Source organism: Robbsia betulipollinis, from assembly GCF_026624755.1.
Classification (GTDB): domain Bacteria; phylum Pseudomonadota; class Gammaproteobacteria; order Burkholderiales; family Burkholderiaceae; genus Robbsia; species Robbsia betulipollinis.
This window is the reverse complement of record NZ_JAPMXC010000010.1, coordinates 616,927-640,734: the sequence shown is the minus strand read 5'-3', so window position 1 is coordinate 640,734 and position 23,808 is coordinate 616,927. Positions and strand designations below refer to the sequence as shown.

Annotated in this window: 21 protein-coding genes; 12 read left to right on the top strand and 9 right to left on the bottom strand. The window is 66.4% G+C overall.

Going from position 1 to position 23,808, the window contains the following annotated elements:
* Positions 1 to 4: 4 nt before the first annotated feature.
* The 3 genes from OVY01_RS20595 to argE form a co-directional block, all read right to left on the bottom strand.
* Positions 5 to 1,108, bottom strand: a complete 1,104-nt coding sequence (locus OVY01_RS20595) for an ABC transporter substrate-binding protein (RefSeq protein WP_267849442.1) — start codon at positions 1,106 to 1,108, stop codon at positions 5 to 7.
* 57 nt (positions 1,109 to 1,165) lie between these two features.
* Positions 1,166 to 3,445 (bottom strand): TonB-dependent receptor, encoded by a 2,280-nt coding sequence (locus OVY01_RS20590; protein ID WP_267849441.1) that lies wholly within the window; start codon positions 3,443 to 3,445, stop codon positions 1,166 to 1,168.
* A 329-nt stretch (positions 3,446 to 3,774) separates the two neighbouring features.
* Entirely contained in the window at positions 3,775 to 5,007 is a 1,233-nt protein-coding gene (argE, locus tag OVY01_RS20585) for an acetylornithine deacetylase (RefSeq protein WP_267849440.1), read from the bottom strand.
* 207 nt (positions 5,008 to 5,214) lie between these two features.
* Here argE and OVY01_RS20580 point away from each other — a divergent pair, with 207 nt between their 5' ends.
* A complete protein-coding gene (locus OVY01_RS20580; RefSeq protein ID WP_267849439.1) occupies positions 5,215 to 5,625 on the top strand; it encodes a response regulator in 411 nt (136 codons plus the stop codon).
* Positions 5,626 to 5,682: 57 nt separating this feature from the next.
* Here the strand turns inward: OVY01_RS20580 and OVY01_RS20575 are convergent, their stop codons facing one another.
* Positions 5,683 to 5,952 carry a hypothetical protein gene (locus OVY01_RS20575; RefSeq protein ID WP_267849438.1) on the bottom strand — a complete coding sequence of 90 codons (270 nt, stop codon included), beginning with the start codon at positions 5,950 to 5,952 and terminating at the stop codon, positions 5,683 to 5,685.
* 245 nt (positions 5,953 to 6,197) lie between these two features.
* On the opposite strand from OVY01_RS20575, the gene OVY01_RS20570 reads away from it, so the two are divergent.
* The gene (locus tag OVY01_RS20570; protein ID WP_267849437.1) at positions 6,198 to 7,490 is read left to right on the top strand and encodes an MFS family transporter; all 1,293 of its coding nucleotides are present in this window, start codon (positions 6,198 to 6,200) and stop codon (positions 7,488 to 7,490) included.
* 199 nt (positions 7,491 to 7,689) lie between these two features.
* A complete protein-coding gene (alr, locus tag OVY01_RS20565; RefSeq protein WP_267849436.1) occupies positions 7,690 to 8,790 on the top strand; it encodes an alanine racemase in 1,101 nt (366 codons plus the stop codon).
* Here the strand turns inward: alr and OVY01_RS20560 are convergent.
* On the bottom strand, positions 8,706 to 9,365 hold the full coding sequence (locus tag OVY01_RS20560; RefSeq protein ID WP_267849435.1) for a LysR family transcriptional regulator: 660 nt from the start codon (positions 9,363 to 9,365) through the stop codon (positions 8,706 to 8,708). The genes alr and OVY01_RS20560 overlap by 85 nt on opposite strands.
* 250 nt (positions 9,366 to 9,615) lie before the next feature.
* Here OVY01_RS20560 and OVY01_RS20555 point away from each other — a divergent pair, with 250 nt between their 5' ends.
* The 9 genes from OVY01_RS20555 to OVY01_RS20515 all read left to right on the top strand — a co-directional run bounded on the left by OVY01_RS20555 (position 9,616) and on the right by OVY01_RS20515 (position 19,260).
* A complete protein-coding gene (locus OVY01_RS20555) occupies positions 9,616 to 9,756 on the top strand; it encodes a hypothetical protein (protein WP_284700938.1) in 141 nt (46 codons plus the stop codon).
* Positions 9,757 to 9,775: 19 nt separating this feature from the next.
* Entirely contained in the window at positions 9,776 to 10,300 is a 525-nt protein-coding gene (locus OVY01_RS20550) for an MFS transporter (RefSeq protein ID WP_267849434.1), read from the top strand.
* A 27-nt stretch (positions 10,301 to 10,327) separates the two neighbouring features.
* The gene (locus OVY01_RS20545; protein ID WP_267849433.1) at positions 10,328 to 11,398 is read left to right on the top strand and encodes an amidohydrolase family protein; all 1,071 of its coding nucleotides are present in this window, start codon (positions 10,328 to 10,330) and stop codon (positions 11,396 to 11,398) included.
* Between the two features lie 103 nt (positions 11,399 to 11,501).
* Positions 11,502 to 12,950, top strand: coding sequence for a carboxylesterase/lipase family protein (locus OVY01_RS20540; protein ID WP_267849432.1), 1,449 nt, complete (start codon positions 11,502 to 11,504; stop codon positions 12,948 to 12,950).
* A gap of 191 nt (positions 12,951 to 13,141) precedes the next feature.
* Positions 13,142 to 14,191: a sugar kinase gene (locus tag OVY01_RS20535; RefSeq protein ID WP_267849431.1), complete on the top strand. Its 1,050-nt coding sequence runs from the start codon at positions 13,142 to 13,144 to the stop codon at positions 14,189 to 14,191.
* 142 nt (positions 14,192 to 14,333) lie between these two features.
* On the top strand, positions 14,334 to 15,587 hold the full coding sequence (locus OVY01_RS20530) for an MFS transporter (RefSeq protein WP_267849552.1): 1,254 nt from the start codon (positions 14,334 to 14,336) through the stop codon (positions 15,585 to 15,587).
* 62 nt (positions 15,588 to 15,649) lie between these two features.
* Positions 15,650 to 16,681 carry a 2-hydroxyacid dehydrogenase gene (locus OVY01_RS20525; protein WP_267849430.1) on the top strand — a complete coding sequence of 344 codons (1,032 nt, stop codon included), beginning with the start codon at positions 15,650 to 15,652 and terminating at the stop codon, positions 16,679 to 16,681.
* Between the two features lie 5 nt (positions 16,682 to 16,686).
* Positions 16,687 to 17,892 (top strand): LacI family DNA-binding transcriptional regulator, encoded by a 1,206-nt coding sequence (locus OVY01_RS20520; RefSeq protein ID WP_267849551.1) that lies wholly within the window; start codon positions 16,687 to 16,689, stop codon positions 17,890 to 17,892.
* A gap of 90 nt (positions 17,893 to 17,982) precedes the next feature.
* Positions 17,983 to 19,260, top strand: a complete 1,278-nt coding sequence (locus OVY01_RS20515; protein ID WP_267849429.1) for a DUF445 domain-containing protein — start codon at positions 17,983 to 17,985, stop codon at positions 19,258 to 19,260.
* A 39-nt stretch (positions 19,261 to 19,299) separates the two neighbouring features.
* Here the strand turns inward: OVY01_RS20515 and OVY01_RS20510 are convergent, their stop codons facing one another.
* The 4 genes from OVY01_RS20510 to OVY01_RS20495 all read right to left on the bottom strand — a co-directional run bounded on the left by OVY01_RS20510 (position 19,300) and on the right by OVY01_RS20495 (position 23,534).
* Complete coding sequence (locus tag OVY01_RS20510) at positions 19,300 to 20,100, bottom strand: ABC transporter permease (protein ID WP_267849428.1); 801 nt, start codon at positions 20,098 to 20,100, stop codon at positions 19,300 to 19,302.
* Between the two features lie 5 nt (positions 20,101 to 20,105).
* Positions 20,106 to 21,305 carry an ABC transporter permease gene (locus OVY01_RS20505; RefSeq protein WP_267849427.1) on the bottom strand — a complete coding sequence of 400 codons (1,200 nt, stop codon included), beginning with the start codon at positions 21,303 to 21,305 and terminating at the stop codon, positions 20,106 to 20,108.
* Positions 21,302 to 22,366, bottom strand: a complete 1,065-nt coding sequence (locus OVY01_RS20500; protein WP_267849426.1) for an ABC transporter ATP-binding protein — start codon at positions 22,364 to 22,366, stop codon at positions 21,302 to 21,304. Before OVY01_RS20500 ends, OVY01_RS20505 begins: the two co-directional genes overlap by 4 nt.
* 130 nt (positions 22,367 to 22,496) lie before the next feature.
* The gene (locus OVY01_RS20495) at positions 22,497 to 23,534 is read right to left on the bottom strand and encodes an ABC transporter substrate-binding protein (protein ID WP_267849425.1); all 1,038 of its coding nucleotides are present in this window, start codon (positions 23,532 to 23,534) and stop codon (positions 22,497 to 22,499) included.
* Positions 23,535 to 23,808: the final 274 nt, after the last annotated feature.

Genomic DNA, 23,808 nt, shown 5'->3' with positions numbered 1-23,808 from the left:
GGGTTCAATGCCCCGTCGAGAGAAACTGGCCGATTTCGGCGTCGCTGAGATCGTAGCCGTAAAAAACCTTGTAGAAGTCCCGCGTCTCCTGGCGCATATCGATCTGCGGAAGCGCCTGCGGGTACAACAGCTTTGCCACCCAGATGATCTGCAGCGCTTCTTCCGACGTCTCGCGCGACCACCAGAACATGCCCTGCGGATTGCCGTAAACCCGCCCGTCGCGCACCGCCTTGATGTCCTGCCACTGCGGATCGTGGCGGATGCCGTCGGCAAGCTTGGCCGGCATCGTGATGATCACATCGGGTTGCGCCGCCAGCACCTGCTCGACGGACACCGTCGCACCGCCACGCTGACCACCCGCCCAGTGTTCGGCGATATTCGTCGCGCCGCCGAGCCGCATCCAATCCTCATCGAGCGACGGCGCGCCAGACGTGCGGTTGGGCGAACCGTTGGCCAGATAGACCTTGAGCCGGCGATCCGGAGGAACCGTGGCCAACGCATTCCGGACGATATGCGCGTTTCGTTCGAAGTACGTTTTGTAGCGTTGTGCTTTCGCCTGCGCGTCCGGGCCCAGGATCTCCCCCGTGATCAACGTCCGTTCCACCATGGCATCCATCGAATTGTCATGCAGCGCGGCAACGGCAATGCCGGCCCGACGCAACTGCGCGATCTTGTTCGGTTCGAACCGCTGCGGCACGAAAATGACGTCGGGATGAAGCGCGATAATCGCCTCCACGTTCAGATCTCCGGCGCCGGGGGCTCCATTCATCCCGATCACCACCGCGTTCTTGATCGACGGCACGAATTTTTGAAATACCGGCTGGTCGCGAATCGCCCGGGAAGTCGCGATGATCTTGTCGCCATAGCCCAGCATGGCGATGATCGAGTTCTCCGCCGGCCAGGCCACCGCGATCCGCTCGATCTTGTCGGGGACGGTGATGGTTTCGTTCCCGTAAAAGGTGATCGTGCGGGTAGCGGCGGCCTCGGCGCGCAGCGGCATCAGCAGGTGCAGCCCCAGCAGGCACATGACGCCGAGGGCGCGTCCCGCGCAACGCACCGTGCCGCGCCCCCTGCCGCGTCCCTTGCGAGAAGCATCGCGTCGAATCATTCGCACTCCGCCGTCTTCGCGGCATCCCTTATCGGCATCGTGTCTGGACGTCATATCTTAAAAATGGAACTGCAAACTGGTCGAGACCGTCAATGGATCGCCCGCCATCAACTGCGCGGCGGTGGTGCCGTTGTCGCCCGCGGCGCTGCCGACCACGTTCGCCCAATAGCGCGTATTGGTGACATTCCTCACATTCAGGCGCCAACTGGTGGCGTGACCCCACAGCTTGAAGTCATAGCGCGTGCCCAAATCCAGGGTCACATAGCCTTTGACGGATTGCGCACCCGTATCGATGGCCGGGCGCACACCCGTGTAGTGCAGATTCGCGTCGACGCTCAAGCCCGGACGCAGAAAGCGCAGCGCGTATTCCGCATAGATGTTGCCTTGCCACTCCGGCACCCCGGCAGGCTGCTTGCCCACGGCATCCGCATAAATCGAACTGACGAGTCGCGCGTGAAGCCAGGTCATGCCCCCCATCACCGTCAGGTCCGGCGTCACTTTGCCCGTCACCATGAACTCGACGCCGACATTGCGTTGCATGCCCGCCTGCGTGTCCGTCGCGGTGCCGTTGCCGTTGTCGACGTACTCGGAAAACCCCTTGGTAATGCGGAACGCATCGAGCGTGGTGGTGAAGCGCCCCCAGTCGGCCTTCGCGCCGATCTCGAACTGCTTGCTGCTGGTAGGCCGTAGCGGATCGTAGGCATTCGTGACGGTCAGCGTCTTGCCGGAGGCCGACGTGGCGGTCGCGGCCGGGGTTTCGCCGACATTGATGCCGTCGGCATAGGTTGCATAGAACATCAGCGGCTTGATCGGCTTGAACATCAAGCCGACCGTGGGACTCGTTCCCGTCACGAGATAGCTGGCCGCCGAATTGGTGAAACTCGTGCTGCCGATCCACGTTTGCGCCACCGCGCCGAGCAGGGACCAATGCTGGCCGAAGTCGAGCTTGTCGCCGACGACCAACGATTGTTCGAAGCTGGTGCTCTTGTCCGCGCCTTCGCCGCCATAATCGTAGTGATACGCCGACGCATCCGGATACACGATGGGATCTCCGTAAGACGTCGTTCCCAGGGTGCAGGTGGCGGCGCCATTGCACTTCGCGGAGCTGACGTTGGCGGCATGCGTGGACGGCGTCCACGTCCCGATGATGCCGACCGTCAGGGTATGCGCGACGGGACCCGTCGTGAAATGACCGGTCAGGGTTCCCGCATTGCCCATCGTCTCCGTGTGCACGTAGCCGTTCGCTTCCGGCGAGAACGTCTGCTTGTTGGTATAGCCCCCGCTGCCGTTGGGCGTCAGCGTGTTCACCACGTCCGACGTCTGGCGCCCGCTCGACTCCCAATTCACGCCGAGACTGAATTTCCAGTCATCGTCGAAACGGTGATCCCATTTGACCTCGGCGATGGTCGCGTCGTCGCGCAGCACCGCCCAGGGCTGACCGTAGCCCGCCTTTGCGAGATTGGGCGCCGGCGCCACCGCTTCGGTCGCGTTCGACATGTAGAAAAAGCCGGGGAAACCCGATGCACGGTAGTCGTAGTGGCTGATCGACAGATGCACCGTGTCGTTTCGCGTGATGGTGAGATCGACGGCGCCGCTGAAGTAGGTGCGATCCACGTGACTGGTCGAGACATAGCCTTCGCCATCGCTTTGCAGAACGTTGAAACGATAGGCAACCGGGCCGACCCGGTCGCTGTAGTCGCCGCTCACGAAATACTGCGCGTTGCTGATATAGCCGGTCGTCATGCTGTGTGACGGCTCGGCTGTCGGGGCTTTGGTGATGATGTTGAACGCGCCGGACGGAAACTGCGGTCCGAAGGCGAACGCCGATACACCGTTCAGCACCTGCAGGCTTTCGAATTCCTCCACCGGTATCTGGCTCAACGGATTGCCGGTCACGGGAATGCCGTCGACATACACATTGTCGAGATTCGACTGGAAGCCCCGCGTCTGCAAGCGTCCCCAGTCATCGCTGAAACGCTCGTCGAACTGCGTCGAGGGCAAGTAGCGCAACACGTCCTGCAAGGTATGCGCTTCGGTGTTCTCGATCAGGGCATGCGGCACCGTATCCACGGAAAAGGGCGTGTCCAGCTCCGAGGCGGCTCCCAGTACGCCCACCGCCACCTGCCTGGTACGATAGCCGGCTGCCGCGCTACCGTCGTCGGGAATCCCGCGTACGTCCACGGCCGGCAGACGACCGTCCGGGGTCGCCGTATCGGTATCGGGTTTCGTTTGGACCGAGTTGTCGGCGTTGACGTCGCTCGATTGCGCCATGGCTGCCGGCGCCGACAGGTAGGCCGCCACCAGCGCCACGGACGCCCCGAATTTTTTCGTTCTCATTGTATTTGCCCGAGACACCGGGTCGATGTATTTTACCGTATATAACGGCAAGCGCACGAATTCCATGGGGAACCGTGAAGACGAAGCGCCCGCATTATATACGGTAAAATATAACGAGAAACGAAGGTTGGTTTTCGGAACCGGGACGACCCTTCCGCCGGGGGTACCGCGGCATGGAGAGGATCAGCTGCACGCCCGTGTACCGGTCGTGGCCGGTCGCCGGGTAGGGAAACGCATCGGTCTCGAATGTGCGGCGCCAGTTGCTGCGCCGTGCCGGCGACCGGCGCGATGAATCCTTCCTCGTCCACGAAAATCCGGATGGACGCCCGTCAGCAGGACGAAACCACGCCCCCCTCCCCGCTCAAACTCCGCACCAACCTTCCCAAAAAAACATCGCACTCCCCCAGTTGCACCAGCGACACGAACTCGTCCGCCTTGTGCGCCTGCTCGATACTGCCGGGGCCGCAAATGACCGCGGGAATGCCGGCCAGCGCGAATTGCCCGCCCTCGGTGGCATAGCCGACCTTACGCACCATATCGTCGCGCGCCAGCGCGCGCACCAGCGCGGTCACCGCCGCCTGCTCCGATGCATCCAGCGAGGGCACCGCCGCGAGCCGCGACAGGTCGACGGCGGCATCGGGATGCTCGCGCCGCATACGCGGCACCAATTCGCCGTCCACGTAAGCGCGGATGCGCGCATCGATCGCGGCCGGATCGACGCCGGGCAGATTGCGGTACTCGAACAGCACGTCGCATTCCGCCGGCACGGTGTTCACCGCATTGCCGCCCTTGATCATGCTGGTCTGCGCGGTGGTGAAAGGCACGTCGAACGCGCGGTCGAACGGCCCCTGCGCGCGCATTTCGTCGGCCAGATCGCGCAGGAAGCAGATCAGGCGGGCCGCGTATTCGATCGCGTTGACCCCCTGCGGCGTCAGCGAGGAATGCGCGGCGCGGCCGCGTACGCAGCATTTGTAGACGTTGATGCCTTTGTGCGCGGTGATCACGCGCATGTCCGTCGGCTCGCCGATGATGCAGCCGGACGGGCGCACGCCGCGCGCGGCGAGATCGGCCAGCATCACGGGCGCACCCAGGCATCCCACTTCCTCATCGTAGGAAAACGCGAAGTGGACAGGCTCGCGCAACCGCGCGGCCGCGAAGGCGGGCAAGGCCGTGAGCACGCAGCCGATGAAACCTTTCATGTCGCAGGCGCCGCGCCCGTACAGCAGGCCGTCGCGGATCTCCGGACGGAAGGGGTCGGACGTCCAGTCCTGTCCATCGACGGGCACGACATCGGTATGTCCGGAGAGCACCAGTCCGCCCTGGGCATTGCCGTCGGCGGCGGCGAGGGTGACGAAGAGGTTCGCCTTGCCGCGCGCGGCATCGTATGTCAGCGTGGGTTGTACGCCATGGGGAAGCAAGGCATCGCGCATCGTCTCGACCATGCCGAGATTGGATGCGCGACTGGTCGTGTCGAAGCGCACGAGACGCTCCACCCAGGCGAGGGAATCGGGGCGCGCGCCAGCGGTCGCGGACGCCGCGGAGCGAATATCTGTAGCTTGCATCGCAGAGAAAAAATTCGTTACAAAACGGTTAACCTACGCTGAAACCCATACGAACGCAGCATTATCCGGCGCAATCATGGGTGTGTATGGCGATCCGGACGGCAAGCGACGCTGCCCGCGGGCGTTTTGCCCGATTCACGTCAATGCAGCACGGTGGGCGGCCGGTATAATGCGATCAATGCGGCAACGCCGGAGACGAGCACCTGTATGAACACTGCATTACCACTCGATCAGGGAACCATCGTCCTGGTCGAGGATGATCTGGAAGCGAGAGAATCGCTCAGCGCGCTTCTGACGTCGCTCGGCGCCAATGTCGTTGCGGTGTCCGATGCGGAAGAGGGCAGCGAGACCGCCAGCCGCCTGCTGCCCGACGCGGTGGTGTGCGACATCATGCTGCCGGGAATGGACGGTTTCTATTTGATCCAGACCCTGCGCGAGCACGAGATCCGGCACGGCGTCGAACCGGCGGTCGCGATCGCGCTCACGGGCTACGGCGACGAGATGCACCGGCTGCGCAGCTTCGCCGAAGGGTTCCAGCACTTCCTGACCAAACCGGCGGATATCGATCAATTGGTCAGCGTCCTCAAGGCGGCGGTCGAAAGACGCGCGCGGCACTGAAGACGGTGCCGGCCGGCGCGGCGGCAAAACCGCTACCGGCCGTCGTTCATCCCGAAATCACTGCTTCTTCGCCGAGTCGACCTGCGCGTCCGCGGCCTTGTTGTCGGCGTCGCCCTGGGCCTTGGTAGCCACCTTGTCGGCCTTCGCCTGTGCAACCGACGTCTTCTTGTCGGCCTTCGCCTGCGCCTTCATCGCTTTCTTTTCCTTGTGGGTGGCGCCTTCGGACGTCCCGTCCTGCGCCGTTGCCTGCGCCATGGCCTGGCCGGCGCACAGACTGCCCAGCAGCAGGCAAAGCGCCGGCACCCATTTCTTCGATATCGTTTGCATCTGATTTTCTCCGGTTTTCCATTGACCGCAGCGGGCCGGCACGCCTGGGGCATGCGGCCCGTCGCGGCGAACACGCCTCGGCCGAACGCACGGGACGATGCGGGAAAGCCCCTGCCGCTGTCGGCTTCATGTAAGCTTAGCCGCAACAGGCGCGGCTTTCCAGCAGTTCGTCTCTGGCAGGATCGCGCTCGTTATCTTAAAAATAACAGGGACAGCCAATGTGCGTCCGGAGGAGACGGAACATCATGATAACGGATGCACGGGCGCCGGGCGCCGACCGCACACGCCGCATTCTCGCGATCGTGGGCGCATCGTCGGGCAATCTGGTCGAATGGTTCGACTTTTACGTCTATTCGTTCTGCTCGATCTATTTCGCGGCGTCGTTCTTTCCAAAAGGGGACGCGACCACGCAATTGCTGAATACGGCGGGGGTGTTCGCCGCGGGCTTTCTGATGCGGCCCATCGGGGGCTGGCTGTTCGGCCGCATCGCCGACAAACATGGCCGGCGCCGCGCCATGCTGACGTCGATCCTGATGATGTGCGGCGGCTCGCTGGTGATTGCCTGCCTGCCGACCTATGCGACGATCGGCGCGGCGGCACCCTTCCTGCTGCTGCTGGCGCGCCTGTTCCAGGGCCTGTCGGTGGGCGGCGAGTACGGCACCAGCGCCACTTATATGAGCGAGGTCGCGGTGCGCGGCGAACGCGGTTTCCTGGCGTCTTTCCAGTACGTGACACTGATCGGCGGGCAGTTGCTGGCCGTGCTGGTGCTGGTGATCCTGCAGGCGTCGCTGAGCGATGCCGACCTGCGCGCGTGGGGCTGGCGGATTCCTTTCGCGATCGGCGCGGCGGCGGCGGTGATCTCGCTGATCATGCGCCGTTCGCTGGCGGAAACGGCGTCGACCGAGGTGCGCCAGCGCAAGGACGCCGGCACCCTGGCGGGCCTTTTCAGGCACAAGGCGGTGTTTTTCACGGTGCTGGGCTATACGGCGGGCGGATCGCTGATCTTCTACACGTTCACGACCTACATGCAGAAGTATCTGGTCAACACCAACGGCATGCCGCCGAAGGTGGCCAGCCTGGTGATGACCGGCGCGCTGTTCGTCTACATGGTCATGCAGCCGCTGTTCGGCGCGCTCTCGGACCGCATCGGCCGGCGCAATTCGATGCTCGCGTTCGGCGTGCTGGCGACGCTCGGCACGGTACCGCTGCTCACCGCGCTGCGCGACATCCGCAGCCCCTGGGCGGCGTTCGGTCTGGTCGTGGTGGCGCTGGCGATCGTCAGCCTGTACACGTCGATCAGCGGCCTGATCAAGGCCGAGGTCTTTCCGCCCGAAGTGCGCGCGCTCGGCGTGGGGCTGTCGTACGCGCTGGCCAACGCGATCTTCGGAGGCTCCGCGGAATACGTCGCGCTCGCACTGAAGTCCGGCGGCAACGAACAGAGCTTCTACTGGTACGTCACGGCACTGACCGCCGTCGGCCTGTTCTTCTCCTGGCACATTCCAAAACCGGGACAAGGCTATCTTGAAAACGAGCCGTGAACGCCCGGTCCCGGCATTGCGGGAAAACGCGCGCGCCAGCATTTTTTCGGTGCATGGGCGGCAAATAGATTAACTTTTTTGGCAGGTTTGCCGATACGATTCCTGCTCGCGGTTCAGGCGGCACGGTGCCGCCTGCCGCCGTCACGGACCGCGCGATGCGCAAAGCGGCGCGCGCCCGAGGCCGTTTCAGGAGTGGCTCGTGCCCCGCCCCATCCACGCATTCGTCGATACCCAAGCGATCGCCCACAACCTGGCCGTCGCGCGCCGCAGTGCGCCCGGCAGCAAGGTCTGGGCGGTCGTCAAGGCCAACGCCTACGGGCACGATATCGATCTCGTCTACCCCGCCCTGCGGCAGGCGGACGGCTTCGCCCTGCTCGATCTCGACGAAGCGGTGCGTGTACGCGAGTGCGGCTGGCGCGGGCCGATCCTGTTGCTCGAGGGCGTCTTCGCGGCAAGCGATCTGGATATCGTCGTCCGCCACGGCCTTACCCAGGTCATCCACTGCGACGAGCAGTTGGCGATGGTCGAGGCGCTGCGTCCCGCCGCGCCGCTGCCCGTCTATCTGAAGATGAACAGCGGCATGAACCGCGTGGGTTTTCGGCCCGACGCGTACCGGGCGGCATGGCAGCGCGCGCGCGCGTGCGCATCGATCGGCGAGATCACGCTGATGACCCATTTCGCCGATGCCGACGGTCCCATCGGCACAAGCCGGCAACTCGCCGAGTTCGAGCGCGGCGCGGACGGGCTCGCGGGCGCGCGCAGCCTGTCCAACTCCGCCGCCACCCTCTGGCACGCGGCCGCCCGTTCCGACTGGGTGCGGCCCGGGATCATGCTGTACGGCGCCTCGCCGAGCGGCAAGGCGGCGGACACCGCGGCATTGCTGCGGCCGGCCATGAGCCTGCGCAGCGAGTTGATCGGCACCCAGCAATTGCAGCCCGGCGACACGGTGGGCTACGGCAGTACCTTCGTCGCCGACCGGCCGATGCGCATCGGCGTGGTTGCGTGCGGTTACGCGGACGGCTATCCGCGCGTCGCGCCTACTGGTACGCCGATCGCGGTCGATGGCGTGCGCACCCGGGTGATCGGGCGGGTGTCGATGGACATGCTGACCGTCGACCTGACGCCTTGCCCCGGCGCCGGCGTCGCCACCCCCGTGGAGTTGTGGGGGCGGCACGTGGCGATCGACGAGGTGGCGCAGGCCTGCGGCACGGTGGGCTACGAACTGATGACCGCGCTGACGCCGCGCGTCGGTCGGCAACGGGAACCGGCGGACGGTGGGAGTCCCCCCACGCAGGGCTGAGAACACGTCATCTCGATCGCGCCGGACCACTTCACGCCGCGGCGAGACCGTCGACGAAACGCTGGAGCGCGGCGTTCCACGATCCGGCTATGAAATTCGGGGTTCTGGCTGGCCGCGTCGCGCACGACGAAGCCAATGTCCCTTTCCCCCGCCAGCAACGCCTCGCGCTGCACCGCCGGATGCAGCTCGCGCGTTTTGAGCGCGACATCCGGCGTGGAACGGTGAAACGCTCCCAGCAGCCGGGACAGCAATCCCGAATACGCCGTCGCGACGGAATAGCCCACGGTGAGCCGCCCCGCCTCTCCCCGCTCGGCGCGTTGGGCAAGATCGATGGCTTGATCGAGGGCACGCAGGATCCGGCGCGCTTCCTCCAGGAACAGGCGGCCCGGCTCGGTCACCGAGACCGAGCGCCGGGTGCGTTCCAGCAATCGCACGCCCAGCAACCCTTCCAGTCCCCGTATCTGCATGCTGAGAGCAGGCTGAACGATATTGAGACGCGCGGCGGCCCGGCCGAAGTGCAGCTCCTCGGCAACCGTCGCGAAGGCGCGGAGATGGCGGATTTCGGGACTTATCACGATACGTGATCATATTGGTCAAAACAGAATATTGGACGAATAAGTGAAACGTTTCTATAGTCGTTCGAACATTCCTGAAAGAAAAAACGACCATGACGAACGATCGCGAGCGCAAGGCAGCCAAGGCCGCTCCCCATCCGGTTTCCGGCGCCGAGGCTGAGGTGGGACGGGATCGCCTTCCCCGCGGCATGTCCACGCCTACCGTCTGGATGCGTCCTATACCCGCTTTTTCGGCTGGCTCACGCCGGGGGTGTTCGAACCCTTCTTCCGGCTGATCGGCGACCCTTACGAACCGCACGTCTTCCCGGTCGACCCGAAACCCCTTCGTTTCGACCGGGTCCTGGCCAATATCGACGACCTCGACCTTTATCAAGTCGACGGCAAGGCGTGAGCGGCATGGGGCTGCCTGCATGTTCAGTTTCATCGCGAGCGCGCCGTCCGTATTGATGGGACGCATGGGCCTGTCGCCAACCATGTTTGCGATGGTGTTTGGCGTCAGCGCATGCGGCACGCTGCTCGGCTCGCTGCTCAGCGGCCGTCCGAACGCGCGCGGCGTACCGGGCGCCACCGTGGTCGGCGCCGGCGTAGCGGGCCTGGTCATCTCGGCGTTGGCCGTCCTGGGCGTCGCGCTGACCGGCGTCGCCCACGTCTGGACCATCGGGCCGCCCGTGGCGGCGGCGATCTTCTGCTTCGGCGTCATCGGTCCGAGCGCGAACCACGACGCGCTGCATGGCCTGCCCCAGGTCGCCGGCGCGGGGTCCGGCATCCTGCGCTGCACGCAGAGGGTGATGGGGGCGCTGGCTAGCGCGCTCGTCGCCGCATTGACGCCGTTGGGCGCGCCGCTGTCGACGAGGGCCATCCTCATGGTGGCGGCGAGCGTGGGTGCCGCTTTCAGTCCGGCCGCGCTGCGTCGCGGCCGGCAACACAGCGGGTAGAACGTCCTTTCTTATTGGAGAAATTGAATGAGCGTGCATCTTTCGCGCCGTGAAGCGCTGCATCTCGCCGGCGCCGCTACCGTGACCGGTCTGGCCGCTACCCGCGCGGTGGGCCAGTCTGCCCCGGGCAGTGTCAGGACGAAGAAGATCGCCCTGGAGGAACACTGCATGTTCCCGGATTTCGTTGGCTATCTTGCGGAGACGAAACAGAACATCCTGCCCAGCCTGTTCGACAAGGCCGTGCCGGTCCTTTCCGATTTCGGCGACCGCCGGCTCGAGGTAATGGACGCGAACGGCGTTGATTTCGTCGTGCTGTCGATCGCGGGACCGGGTGTGCAGATCGAGCCCGACACGGCGAAGGCGCTACGGCTCGCCCGCTCGGCCAACGACCGCCTGGCGGTTCAGGTGCAGAAGCGGCCGACCCGGTACGGCGGCTTCGCGCATCTGGCACTGCAAAATCCAGAGGCGGCGGCCGACGAGCTGGAACGCTGCATGCACGATCTCCATTTCTCCGGCGCCCTCATCAACGGCGAGACCAACGGCTTTTACCTCGACGACCCGCGCTACGATGTGTTCTGGGAACGCGTGTCCGCGCTGAAAGCCGCGATCTACATCCATCCAGGCAACCCGCAGACGATGGCGGCGGCCTATGCCGACCATCCTGAACTATGGGGACCCACCTGGAGTTGGGCGGCCGAAACCTGCACCCACGCGCTGCGGTTGATCTTTCGCGGTACGTTCGACCGCTATCCCGACGCCCGGTTGATCCTCGGCCACATGGGCGAAACGCTGCCGATCCAGCGCTGGCGGCTGGACAGCCGTTATCCGATCAGCAACCATCGCTACCGGATCGAGAAGCTGCCCTCCGACTATCTGCGTTCCAACGTATTCATCACGACCTCGGGCGTATGCTCGGATGCGGCGCTACGGTGCGCGCTCGACGAAATCGGGCCGCGAAACGTGATGTTTTCCGTCGACTATCCGTTCGAGGACACGAAGACGGCGTGCGATTGGATCGAGGGCGCGAAGCTGACGGACGCCGAACGACAGGCGGTGGCACATGGCAATGCCGCGGCGCTGTTGCGCTTGACGGTATGAACCGGCCCGCCCTCGCCGGCGCCCCGCGCCGCGGACTGTCGTATTCGTAATGACCGCGCTGGCCGGCATCGACGCCGGTCCCGCCCGGACTCCAGGAACAGCCATGAATTCCATGCCGATCGTTTCAACCCAGAATGGGCAACTGCAGGGCGAGCGCGACGGTGCGCTGACGGTATTTCGCGGCATTCCCTATGCCGCGCCGCCCGTCGACGCGTTGCGCTGGCGCGCCCCCGTGCCCCCGTCCAGCTGGAACGGGGTGCGTGCCGCGACGGCATTCGGGCCGTCGTGTCTGCAAAAATCCCCGCGCCGGACGCAGGCGGACAACCCCGCGGAGGGCACGCAAGGCGAGGATTGCCTCACGCTCAACGTCTGGGCGCCGGCGAATGCCGGCGCCACCGAACCGTTGCCGGTGATGGTATGGCTCCATGGCGGCAGCTTCCGCTTCGGCGCGGGCAGCCTGCCCGTCCACGACGGCGGCGAGCTGGCCAAACGCGGAGCGGTCATCGTCACCATCAACTATCGACTCGGCCTGTTCGGCACCTTCGCCCACCCGGCGCTGCGCGAGAAAGGCGAACCGGGCGGCAACTATGGCCTCCTCGATGCAATCGCGGCGCTGCGTTGGGTGCGGGACAACATCGCGGCGTTCGGCGGCGATCCCCGGGCGGTCACGCTGTTCGGAGAATCGGCCGGTGGCGTGTCGGTGGGCTATCTGATGGCGTCACCGCTCGCACAGGGCCTGTTCCAGCGTGCGATCATCCAATCCGGGGGCCTGAGCCTTCCGGAATACGCCCGGGCGGAGGCGGAAGCGATCGCACTGAAGACGTCGGACGCGCTTGGCGCGACGACGGCGGAAGCGCTTCGCGCGTTGCCCGCCGAGGCGATCCGCGACGCCGCCACCGATGCCGCCGACACGATGCCGTTCATCGACGGCGCCATCGTTCGCGAGAAGGGGCGTGCGGCCTTCGCGGCCGGACGCATCCAGCACGTGCCGCTGCTGGTGGGATACAACGATGCCGAAGCGGGTTTCTTCGGCCCGGCCTACTGGCAGTCCCTGCCGCGCCAGGTCGGCGAGGACGCGTGGGGTGCCCTGCGGCACCACTGCTTTGGCTACGGCGCGACAAGCGAGGACGCCGCCGCGGAACAAGTCGCGTCCGAGTTGTTCGCGGGCGTCAATACGCGGGCGTTCGCGCGGGGAGCATCCGCGGCGGCGCCCGTGTATGCCTATCGCTTCGCCTGGGTGCCGCCGGAGCAGCGGGCCGCGGCGCGCGGCGCGATCCATACGGCGGAAATCCCCTACGTCTTCGGCCACGTGCCGCGCAGACCCGGCGCGGAAGACCGGTCGCATGCGCTGTCGAGCACGCTCGCCGATCGGTGGGTCGCCTTCGCCAGAACGGGCGTGCCGACAACCAACCCCGTCGACTGGCCCCGCTTCGAGGCGGGATCGCGCGAGTCGCTGCTATTGATCGGACCGGACACCGAAAAGGTCGGCCCGAACCCCGCCGCCGGACTGCTCGACACCCTCGACGGGATGCAGCTTCCGCCACGCCCCTGACCGGCGCGCCGAAAAAGCGCGGTCCGACCCTCCGGCGGACGACCTGCGTGTCGTCCACCAGCAGCGATGCCGCCCGCTAGGGCTTTCCCCTATAGCAGGAACGCCACACAGTTCGGAGAATCTCTCGGAACCGGTTCCATCGCTGGTTTGCCGCGTGTCGCGGCGCGCCGCCGGAACCACTGGATCCCGACATGACCCTCTCGAACCCCGCAGCCCCGTCTGCGTCCCCTGCCGCCACCGCGGAGCCGATCACCTTTCTCACGTACGGCGAGGCAATGGCGCTGTTCGTTGCCGATACTCCCGGCGATCTGGCGCGCGTCGAACGCTTCACGCGGCGCGTCGCCGGCGCGGATCTCAACGTCGCGACCGGGCTCGCGCGCCTGGGCTTTCGCGTCGGATACCTCAGCCGCGTCGGCGGCGACGCCTTTGGCCGGATGATCGTCGACGCGCTCGCCGCCGAGGGCATCGATACCCGGCACGTCAGCATCGACGACCGTTGGCCCACCGGCTTTCAGCTCAAGGCGCGTGCGACGGGCGGCGCCGACCCTTCGGTCGAGTCTTTCCGCCGCGGTTCCGCCGCCAGCCATTTGTCGGTCGCGGATTTCGACGCCGCGTATGCGGACGAGGCCACGCATCTGCATCTCACCGGCGTCGCGCCCGCGATTTCGGCGTCGTCGCTGGAACTGGCGCATCGCCTGGCCGCGCACTTTCTGGCGGCGGGCAAGACGGTATCGTTCGACCCGAACCTGCGCCCGGCGCTCTGGCCGTCCACCGAGGTCATGGTGGACAAGGTGAACGCGCTCGCGGCGCTGGCGACCTGGGTGCTGCCGGGGCTGGCCGAGGGCCGGATCCTGACCGGCGCCTCGGACCCGGAAGGCATCGCGGCGTTCTATCTCGCGCGCGGCGTGCGCGGCGTCGTGGTCAAGCTCGGCGTGGAGGGCGCCTATTACGCGAGCGCGGACGGCGAGCGCGGCTATGTCGCTGCCGTGCCCGTCGCCGAGGTGATCGATACGGTGGGCGCGGGCGACGGCTTCGCGGTGGGCGTCGTCAGCGCCCTGCACGAAGGTTTCTCGCTCGCGCGGGCCAGCGCGCGCGGCGCCTTGATCGGCGCCCTCGCCGTGCAGGTGATCGGCGATAGCGAAGGCCTGCCCAGCCGTGCGCAACTGGCACGGCTCGAAGCGTCCGCGGCATCCGGCCTCGCGGTACGCGCTGCCATCGGAGACCCCCATGTCGCGCCCTGAAACGGCGCTCCGGGACGTGGCTTCCACATCGCCGCCCGCGCCGCCCGCGCCGCCCGCGCCGCCCGCGACGGCCGCTCCGCCCAGCCCCGCCGCCCCGGCAGCGCCCATCGCGCCGCTCGCGAAAAAGCGCTGGTGGATCGTCATGCCGATCGTCTTCATCACCTACAGTCTCGCCTATCTCGATCGGGCGAACTACGGTTTTGCGTCGGCCGCCGGCATCAACCGCGATCTGGGCATCTCGTCGCATGTGTCGTCCCTGCTCGGCGCGCTGTTCTTTCTGGGCTATTTCTTTTTCCAGGTGCCGGGTGCCATTTATGCCGAACGGCGCAGCGTGCGCAAACTGGTGTTCGCCAGCCTGATCGCCTGGGGCCTGCTCGCCGCCGCGACCGGGATGGTGGATGACATTCGCGTGCTGCTCGCAATCCGCTTCCTGCTCGGTGTCGTGGAGGCGGCGGTGATGCCGGCGATGCTGGTCTTCATCAGCAACTGGTTCACGCGCCAGGAGCGCTCCCGTGCGAACACGTTTCTGATCCTCGGCAACCCGGTCACGATCCTGTGGATGTCGGTACTGTCCGGCTATCTGGTGGAAAGCCTGGGCTGGCGCCGGATGTTCATCGCCGAGGGGTTTCCGGCCGTTCTCTGGGCGGTGTGCTGGTGGTATCTGGTGCGCGACCGGCCGCGGCAGGTACGCTGGCTCGACGCCGCCGCCAAGACCGCGATCGAAACCACGCTGGCCCGCGAGCAGGAAGCCATCCCGCCGGTGCCCGGCTATGCGCAGGCCTTGCGCTCGGCGGTGGTCATCAAGCTCGCGCTGCAATATTTCTGCTGGAGCATCGGCGTCTACGGCTTCGTGCTGTGGTTGCCCTCGATCCTGAAAAACGCCTCGGCGATGGGCATGGTGGCTACTGGCTGGCTCACCGCGCTGCCGTATCTGGCGGCGACGCTGGCGATGGTCGCCGCCTCGTGGGGTTCGGACCGCACGCAATCGCGGCTACGCTTCGTCTGGCCCTTCCTGCTGGTCGGCGCGCTGGCCTTCGGCGGCTCGTATCTGCTGGGCGCGCGGCATTTCTGGATGTCGTACGCCCTGCTCGTGATCGCCGGCGGCGCGATGTACGCGCCCTACGGCCCGTTCTTCGCGATCGTGCCCGAGCTGCTGCCGAAGAATGTCGCGGGCGGCGCGATGGCGCTGATCAACGGCATGGGCGCGCTCGGCTCTTTCGTGGGGTCCTTTCTGGTGGGTTACCTGAACAGCGCGACAGGATCGCCGGCAGCGTCGTACGCCTTCATGGCGGGCGCCCTGCTCGTCGCCGTGCTGTTGACCTGGACCGTCCGCCGCCCCGCGGCGGGCGTGCAGCCCGACACGCCACGCGCGGGCAACCTGCCCGTCGCGCGCTGACCGGCCCGCGGTCCTGCTGCCCCGATCATGCGATCATGCCGTCTACCCGCTACGTATCCACCATGAAACCTTTGCGCATCGTTGTCTACAAAGCCCTGCCCGCCGATGTCGAAGCCCGGCTCGCCGAACATGCCGAGCTGGTGCCGGTGGCCGCCGATGCCCTGCATTCGTCCGACGCGCGCACGGCCGACGCGGCCCGCGCGGCGCTGGCCGACGCGCTCGCGGACGCCGACGGCGCGATCGGTTCCAGCGTGACGATCGATGCCGCGCTGCTCGCTCGCGCCACGCGGCTCGCGGTCCTGTCCACGGTCTCGGTCGGCGTCGACAAATTCGATCTCGACGATCTGACGCGACGCGGCATCGTCCTCACCCACACCCCCGATGTCCTGACCGAGACCACCGCCGACGCCGTCTTCGCGCTGATGCTGGCAAGCGCGCGGCGCGTGGTGGAAATGGCGGAACTGATCCGGCAAGGGCGCTGGCAGGCCAGCATCGGCCCCGCGCAATACGGCGTGGACGTGCATCACAAGACGATCGGCATCGTCGGCTTCGGCCGGATCGGCCAGGCGGTCGCGCGCCGTGCCGCGCTGGGTTTCGGCATGCAGGTGCTCTATACCGGCCCCCGCCCGGTACCGCAGGCGGAAAGCGCTTATGGCGCGGTCCGCGTCGAACTCGACGCCCTGCTCGCACGGGCGGATTTCGTCTGCCTGCAGGCGCCGCTGACCCCGGCGACCCGGCATATGATCGGCGCGGCCGAACTGGCCCGCATGAAGCCGGAAGCCATCCTGATCAATGCCGGCCGTGGTGCGCTGGTCGACGAAACGGCGCTGGTCGCCGCGCTGCGCGAGGGCCGTATCCGGGGCGCCGGGCTCGACGTCTTCGAGACCGAGCCGCTACCGGGCGATGCGCCGCTCGCGCGCCTGCCCAATGTGGTGGCGTTGCCGCATATCGGCTCGGCGACTCTCGACACGCGGCACGCGATGGCCAGGAACGCCGCCGACAATCTGCTGGCGGCGCTTGACGGCGCACGCCCGCAAAACGTCGCGAACCCCGCCGTGCTCGCGCGCCGCCGGCCCGTGACGCGCGCGCGGTGACGACGATGCGCACCGACATCATCGCCGATACCGGCACGGACACCGCCACCAGCACCCACACCGGCGTACCCACCATCAACGACGTGGCGCGTGTCGCCGGCGTCGGCAAGACCAGCGTATCGCGCTATCTGAACGGCGAGACGGACGCCCTGTCTCCTGCCTTGAAAGGCCGTATCGAGGCGGCGATCGCCGCGCTGTCCTACCGCCCCAACCAGATGGCGCGCGGCCTGAAGCGGGGCCGCACCCGGTTGATCGGCATTCTTCTCGCCGATCTGCAGAACCCCTATTCCGTTGCCGTGACGCAGGGCATCGAAGCGGCCTGCCGTCAGGCGGGCCTGATGCCGATGCTCTGCAACACGGCCAACGAGATCGATCTGCAAAGCCGCTACCTGGACCTGCTGCGCACGTACCGGGCGGAGGGTCTGATCGTCAACCCGGTGGGACTGCCCGATTCCGCCCTGCTCCAGATCGGCGCGGGCGGCATGCCGCTGGTGCTGCTCGACCGCACCGTCGACGGCGTGGACTGCGACAGCGTCGGGCTCGACAATGAACGGGCCGCGCGGCAAATGGCCGATCATCTGGTCGACAACGGCTTCGAGACACTGTTTTTCGTCAGCGAGTCCTTCGCGTCGGTCAGTTCGCGCCGCGAACGCGAGGCGGCGTTCGTCGCGCAGGCGCAGTTGCGCGGGGCCACGCCCCATACCCTGGTGATCGATCTCGCCGACCCCGCCAGCATCGCCGCGGTGCTCGAAACCGTGGGCGCCGCGACGGTCCCCACCCGAGCGGGCAAGCGGGCCGCGGCCGCACGCGCCAACCCGGCGGCGCGTGCCCCTGCACCGGCGGCGCGTGCCCCTGCATGGCCTCGCGTCGCGCTGCTCGCGGCGAACGGCCAGACCATGTTGCCGATCGCCATCGCCCTGGGAATGCGCCCGCTGCCCGGTCTCGGCCTGGCGACCTTCGACGATCCGGAATGGCTCCGGTTGGCCGAATCCGGCATCACATCGCTGCGGCAACCCACGTTCGACATCGGTGTGAACGCGGTGCAGCTGCTCAATGCCCGTATCGACGGCCTCGATGCGCCCGCGCGACGCCGGACCTTCGACGCGGAGCTGATTGTCCGGAAGTCGACGCTCGCCAAGCCGGCGCGTGCATTAACGGGCGTCCTGCCGGATAATCCAGACGCGTCCCTCGTCCCGTCCTCCAGCAGCTGAACTTTCTACGCAGAAAGTCATTCCGCGGACCACCGCCGGGCGTCCACGCAGACGTGGCGGTGCCCGAAGCTCTCGTTTTTCCATGCGTACATGAATCGAACGACACAGCAAGACAAGTTGAAGAAAATGAAGGCCCTGGCCACGGGCCTGCTGATCGCGGTCACCGGCCTGCTGATCCTTGCCAAGAGCCGGCATGATCTGGGCGCGTGGGCGTGGGTCTCGGCGTTCGCGGAAGCCGCGATGGTGGGGGCGCTGGCCGACTGGTTCGCGGTGGTCGCGCTGTTTCGCCGACCGCTGGGCCTGCCGATTCCGCATACCGCGATCCTGCCGCGCAACAAGGCGCGCGTCGCCGACGCGCTGGCCGAGTTCGTACGCGACAAGTTCCTGGGCACCGATGCCCTGCTCGCCAGGTTGCCGGCGATCGATCCGGCCAAACGCCTGGCCCAGTGGCTCGCGGTGCCCGCGAATGCCCGCTTGATGAGCGATCGCGTCGCCGACATGAGCGGCGAGATGTTGCGGCTCGTCGACGACGCGCGCGTCAAGGCCGCGGTGTTCCAGATGCTGGAGCAGCGCGTGACGAAGCTCGATCTCAGCGGCGTCATCAGCCGCTTGCTCGACATCCTCACCGAGGATAAACGGCACCAGTTGCTGCTCAACGAAGGCATTCGCCGCCTGTCGGGGTGGCTGGACAATGCCGAGGTCCAGAAGCTTTTCGCCGACCGCATCGTCGCCGTGGCGGGGGCCGAATACCCGAAGATGATCGGCGCGCTGGGCTTCATCGGCATCAACCCGGAGGAACTCGGCCTGAAACTGGCCGTCGCGCTGGTCAAAGGCTTCAACCGCTGGCTGCACGACATCGGCGACGATCCGGAACACGAACGCCGCCGGGCCTTCGACGATACCGTGCAGAGCTTCATCGAGCGCCTGAAGACCGATACGGCCTTTCGTGAACGGGTCGAGAAGGCCAAGACCGACCTGCTGTCGCATCCGGCGACGCGGTCGTATGTCGGCGGTCTGTGGGACAGTCTGCGCGCGCGTCTGGAAAGCGATCTCGCGCGGCCGGACTCGACGTTGCGCGCGATGATGGCGGAGGGTTTCGCCGCGTTCGGCACACGGCTGGCGGCATCGCCGTCGTTTTGCGAATCGATCAATGCGCACTTCGGCACGGCGATCCGCTCGATGGCGCCGACGCTGCGCGACACCATCGCCCGGCATATCGCCGAGACCGTGCGCGAATGGGACGACGAGGCCATCGCGCGCGAGGTCGAGTCCAGCGTCGGCAGCGACCTGCAGTTCATCCGCCTCAACGGCACCGTGGTCGGCGGTCTGGTTGGCCTGACGATCCACGCGGTGCTGCTGGTATTTTGAGAAAGCGCCGATGGCCCGGACGGACGGGCCGATCGTGCGTCAGAGCGCGAGCGCCCGTGCTTTCTCCGCGCGTTGCGAGCGGGCTTTCACGACGCTCATCGCGCCGATCAGCAACAGCGTGCCGACGATCAACAGGAAGGCCGCCGCGGTAATGATGGGCGTGACGTTTTCGCGCAGACTGGAGAACATCTGCAACGCCAGCGTCCATTGATTCGGCCCTGCAACGAACAAGGTCACCACGACTTCGTCCAGCGACGTCGCGAAGGCGAACACCGCGCCGGACGCGATGCCCGGCATCGCCAGCGGCAGCAACACGTACCGAAACGTCTCCACGCGGCCGGCGCCCAGGCTGCCCGCCGCCCGTTCCATCGAGCGGTCGATCGTGGCGAGGGCCCCCAGCACGTTGACCAGCACGAAGGGCAGCGCCAGTACCGTATGCGCGACCACGACGCCCGTATAGGTGCTGGCGATGCCCATCCTGCCGAACACGATCTGCATGCCCACGCCCAGCACCACCGCCGGCACGACCATGGGCAGCAGGAACATCGTCTTCGCCAGTCCCGCGAGCGGCAAGCGCTTGCCGCGCAGCCCCAGCGCGGCGAGCGTGCCCAGCACCGTGGCCAGCAGCGTCGCGCCGGCTCCCACCGCCAGACTGTTGACGATCGACCGCGCCCAGGCGTCGCTGTCGAACAGCGACTGGAACCAACGCAGCGAGAACGCGTGAATCGGATAGGTCAGAAACGTGTTCGACGTGAACGCGAGGGGCAGGATGGCCAGCAGCGGACCGATCAGGAACAACATCACCACCATGGCATACGCCGTCGTGCAGACTTTCTTCACCGCGCTCACTCCCCCACCAATGCGTTGGTCTTCGAAACCCTGACGTAGCCGGCGTAGAACACCAGCGTCACCGCCAGCAGGATCACGCCCAGCGCGGCGGCCCGGCCCCAGTCCGCGGTGCCGGTCGCGTAGAACGCGATCACCGAACTGATCATCTGGTCGCCGGCGCCGCCCACCAGGGTCGGCGTGATGTAGTAGCCGATCGCGGACATCAGTACCAGCAACGCGCCCGACACGATGCCGGAGGCGATCAGCGGCAACAAAATCCGCGCGTAGGCGCTCGCGGGGCGGGCACCCAGCGACGACGCCGCGCGCATCAGATTCGGCGGCACCGCGCGCACCGCGCCGAAAACCGGCAGCACCATGAACGGCAACAGCACCTGCGACATCGCCAGCAGGACGCCGGTGCGGTTGTAGATCAGCTGCAGGGGCCGCGCGACCGCGCCGATGGCGATCAGGAAATCGTTCACCACGCCGTGTTGCTGGAGGATCACGACCCAGGCGGCGGAACGCACGAGCAGCGACGTCCACAAGGGAATCAGCACCATGGCCAGCATCAGCCGCCGCAAACCGTCCGACGCGGTCGCGGCGATGATCGCATACGGCACGCCCAGCACGACGCAGATCAGCGTGACGGCGAACGACACCAGAAAGGTGCGGCCGATGATCGCGCGATTCGCCGACGTGCCTTCCGGCATCGAGACGACGTGCCCGTCGGCATCGCGGTGCAGGTCGAGCGCGGCCAGCAGGTTGCCGTCGGTCAGCACGTGCGCATCCCGCTGGATCGTGCGCCAGTAAGCGGGGTCCGCCCACCGTTCGTCGATATCGTCCCACGCGGGCGTTCCGCCGTCGGCCGCGGCGCGCTGCGTCTTCGACATCAGGCTGCGAAAACCCGGGCGATCCGCGTTCAACTGGCGGACGGCGCCGCCGAAACGCTCCCGGTTGTCCACGCCCCAGGCCGCGTCCTGCAACAACGCGCGACGCACCGTGTCGGGCACCGCCGACTTGCCGTCCCAGGCGGCGATGGCCACGCTGGTGCGCGGCAGACCCACCTTCACCGCATCGTTGTAGACCGCCGTTTTCAGGACGCTGTAGAGCGGCAGCGCAAAGAACAGGAACAGGAAAATCGTCAGTGGCAGCACCAGCGCGAGGGCACGCAGCGGTGCCGCTTTCGATGCGAACGACGTGCCGGTCGTGCGCATCATCGCGGCACCAGCGCGCACGCCTGCGGCGCGAAACCGAGGTGGATCGTCTGCCCCACCCGCAGCGCCGCCGCGTCGCCCGTCAAACGGGCCGCCAGCCGGCCCTCCCCGCGGCGCAGGTGCACGCGCGTGTGGTCGCCCTGGAACACGATGTCCTCGACGACCGCGTCCAGCAGATTGCCCGCTTGCTCCCCGCCGCCGATCACGATCGATTCGGGACGTACCGACAGCACGACCGCCGCGCCCTGCCGAAACGCGCGGTCGGCCGTGCCGCGCAACCGCGTGCCGTCCCCCAGCGCGATCGTCGTGCCGGTATCGTCGGTCGCGGCGACGGTGCCTTCCATCAGATTCGTCTCGCCGATGAATTGCGCGACGAAGCGCGTCATCGGCCGCGCGTAGATGCGTTCGGGCGCATCGATCTGCTCGATTTTCCCGGCATTGAACACGGCGATCCGATCCGACATCGTGATCGCTTCGTTCTGATCGTGCGTGACGAACACCACCGTCAACCCCAGGGACTTGTGCAGTTCCCGCAATTCCAGCTGCATATGCTCCCGCAACTGCTTGTCCAGTGCCCCGAGCGGCTCGTCCATCAAGACCACTTCGGGTTCGAACACCAGCGCGCGCGCCAGCGCGATGCGCTGCTGCTGCCCCCCGGACAATTGCGCGGGCCTGCGGGCGCCGGCCGACGACAACCTGACCATGTCGAGCGCGCGCGCCACCCGCACCTTGATGTCCGCGCGGGGCAGATGCCGCATCTTCAACGGGAAGCCGACATTGTCCGCCACGCTCATGTGCGGAAACAGGGCGTAGTTCTGAAACACCACGCCCATGTTGCGCGCATGGGCCGGCAGATGATCGACACGCTTGCCGTCCACCAGGATCCGGCCCGCGCTGGGGGCCTCGAAGCCGGCGAGCATCATCAGGATCGTCGTCTTCCCGGAACCGGAAGGCCCCAGCAGGCTGACGAACTCGCCACGCGCGATGTCGAGGTTCAAACCGTCGATGACGTCGACGTCGCCGTAGCGCTTGGAGACCGCATCGAAGGTAATGAAAGCGCTCATGCTGAATGTTCCTTATCCCGTTGGATGCCGATCGAATGTGGGTCGCCCGCCTGGGTCGCCCGCCGGGTTGCCCACTTCCCGGTGACATCGATTCCACTGACGGCCGTGCGAGGCCGTCGTCCGGTTTGCCTTACTGCGCGAGCCAGGCGTTGAAGCGCTGCGTCAACGGGCCGATATTGTCGATCCAGAAATCCGCATTCAGCGGGATCGCCATTTTTTTGTTTTCCGGCGCCGTCGGCAGGTCCGCGGCGTACTTCGCCGGTACCAGCGCCTGTGCCTTCACGTTCGTCATGCCGTAGGCGATGTATTGCGGCAGTTTCGCCTGCACTTCCGGGCGGCTGGCGTACGAGATGAACTTCATCGCATCGTCCTTGTTCGGGGAGCCCTTCAGGATCACCCAGGAATCCACCGCGTAGATGCTGCCCGGGAAAACGAACTTGAAGTTGCGGTTGTCGCTGCGGTCGATACCCGTGATCCGGCCGTTGTACGCGGCGGTCATCACGACCTGCCCGGAAGCCAGCAGTTGCAGCGGCGTCGCGCCCGCGTCCCACCAGATGATGTTCGACTTGAGCGCATCCAGCTTCTTGAACGCACGATCGACACCCGCGGGCGTGCCGAGCGTCTTGTAGACGTCCTTCGGCGCGACGCCGTCGGCCATCAACGCGAACTCCAGCGTATATTTCGGACCCTTGCGCAAAGCCCGCTTGCCCGGGAAGGTCTTGACGTCCCAAAAATCGGCCCAGCTTTTCGGGCCGTTCTTGAGCACATTGGCGTCGTAGGACAACCCGGTCGACCAGACCATCGTGCCCACGCCGCACTCGCTGGCCGCGGTGGGAATGAAGTTCGCCCTGCCACCCAGCTGCGACCAGTCGAGTTTCTCGAAAAGGCCATCCTCGCAGCCCTGCCCCAGATCCTCGGACTCGACCTCGACAACGTCCCAGTTCGGCACGCCGGCCTTCAGCTTGGCCTGGATGACGCCGATCCCGCCGTCCCAGCTTTGATCCAGCACCGGCTTGCCCAGCTGCTTCTCGAACGGCTTGAAGTCGATCTCCCGCTGCGCATCCTGAAAATTACCGCCCCACGACACCACCGTGAGATCCCGCGCGTGCGCCGCGGAAAGCGCCCCCAGCGTCGACCCTGCCAGAAAAAGACTTACGAGACGTTTCAATTCGGACTCCGCGATGAATGATGGATGAACGGTTTTGCCAAGCGGACCTTCGCACTCCTATCCGTTGCCCGTGGTGTTTTTCGGGATATGGCCGCCATGCTCGATGGCGCCTGGCTGGAAAGTAAATATTTGTCGCCAAAACGGCCAAGTCAAGTTTTTTGTACAAATGGACGGAAAAAGATCCAGGCGATTGGCGCGTCGATGCCCGGCCCGGCGAGGGAGCGCGGCCACATATCTCGAAATACGCGGAAAGAGTCGGGCGGCCCGGTGCCGC

Excerpts from the sequence above, each read along its gene's own strand:
- OVY01_RS20515 (WP_267849429.1), top strand. The coding sequence starts at position 17,983 with ATGAATCGAACGACACAGCAAGACAAGTTGAAGAAAATGAAGGCCCTG.
- OVY01_RS20500 (WP_267849426.1), bottom strand. The coding sequence starts at position 22,366 with ATGAGCGCTTTCATTACCTTCGATGCGGTCTCCAAGCGCTACGGCGAC.
- OVY01_RS20580 (WP_267849439.1), top strand. The coding sequence starts at position 5,215 with ATGAACACTGCATTACCACTCGATCAGGGAACCATCGTCCTGGTCGAG.
- OVY01_RS20545 (WP_267849433.1), top strand. The coding sequence starts at position 10,328 with ATGAGCGTGCATCTTTCGCGCCGTGAAGCGCTGCATCTCGCCGGCGCC.
- OVY01_RS20520 (WP_267849551.1), top strand. The coding sequence starts at position 16,687 with ATGCGCACCGACATCATCGCCGATACCGGCACGGACACCGCCACCAGC.
- OVY01_RS20525 (WP_267849430.1), top strand. The coding sequence starts at position 15,650 with ATGAAACCTTTGCGCATCGTTGTCTACAAAGCCCTGCCCGCCGATGTC.
- OVY01_RS20505 (WP_267849427.1), bottom strand. The coding sequence starts at position 21,305 with ATGATGCGCACGACCGGCACGTCGTTCGCATCGAAAGCGGCACCGCTG.
- OVY01_RS20590 (WP_267849441.1), bottom strand. The coding sequence starts at position 3,445 with ATGAGAACGAAAAAATTCGGGGCGTCCGTGGCGCTGGTGGCGGCCTAC.
- OVY01_RS20595 (WP_267849442.1), bottom strand. The coding sequence starts at position 1,108 with ATGATTCGACGCGATGCTTCTCGCAAGGGACGCGGCAGGGGGCGCGGC.
- OVY01_RS20575 (WP_267849438.1), bottom strand. The coding sequence starts at position 5,952 with ATGCAAACGATATCGAAGAAATGGGTGCCGGCGCTTTGCCTGCTGCTG.
- argE (WP_267849440.1), bottom strand. The coding sequence starts at position 5,007 with ATGCAAGCTACAGATATTCGCTCCGCGGCGTCCGCGACCGCTGGCGCG.
- OVY01_RS20535 (WP_267849431.1), top strand. The coding sequence starts at position 13,142 with ATGACCCTCTCGAACCCCGCAGCCCCGTCTGCGTCCCCTGCCGCCACC.
- OVY01_RS20570 (WP_267849437.1), top strand. The coding sequence starts at position 6,198 with ATGATAACGGATGCACGGGCGCCGGGCGCCGACCGCACACGCCGCATT.
- OVY01_RS20530 (WP_267849552.1), top strand. The coding sequence starts at position 14,334 with ATGCCGATCGTCTTCATCACCTACAGTCTCGCCTATCTCGATCGGGCG.
- OVY01_RS20550 (WP_267849434.1), top strand. The coding sequence starts at position 9,776 with ATGTTCAGTTTCATCGCGAGCGCGCCGTCCGTATTGATGGGACGCATG.
- OVY01_RS20540 (WP_267849432.1), top strand. The coding sequence starts at position 11,502 with ATGAATTCCATGCCGATCGTTTCAACCCAGAATGGGCAACTGCAGGGC.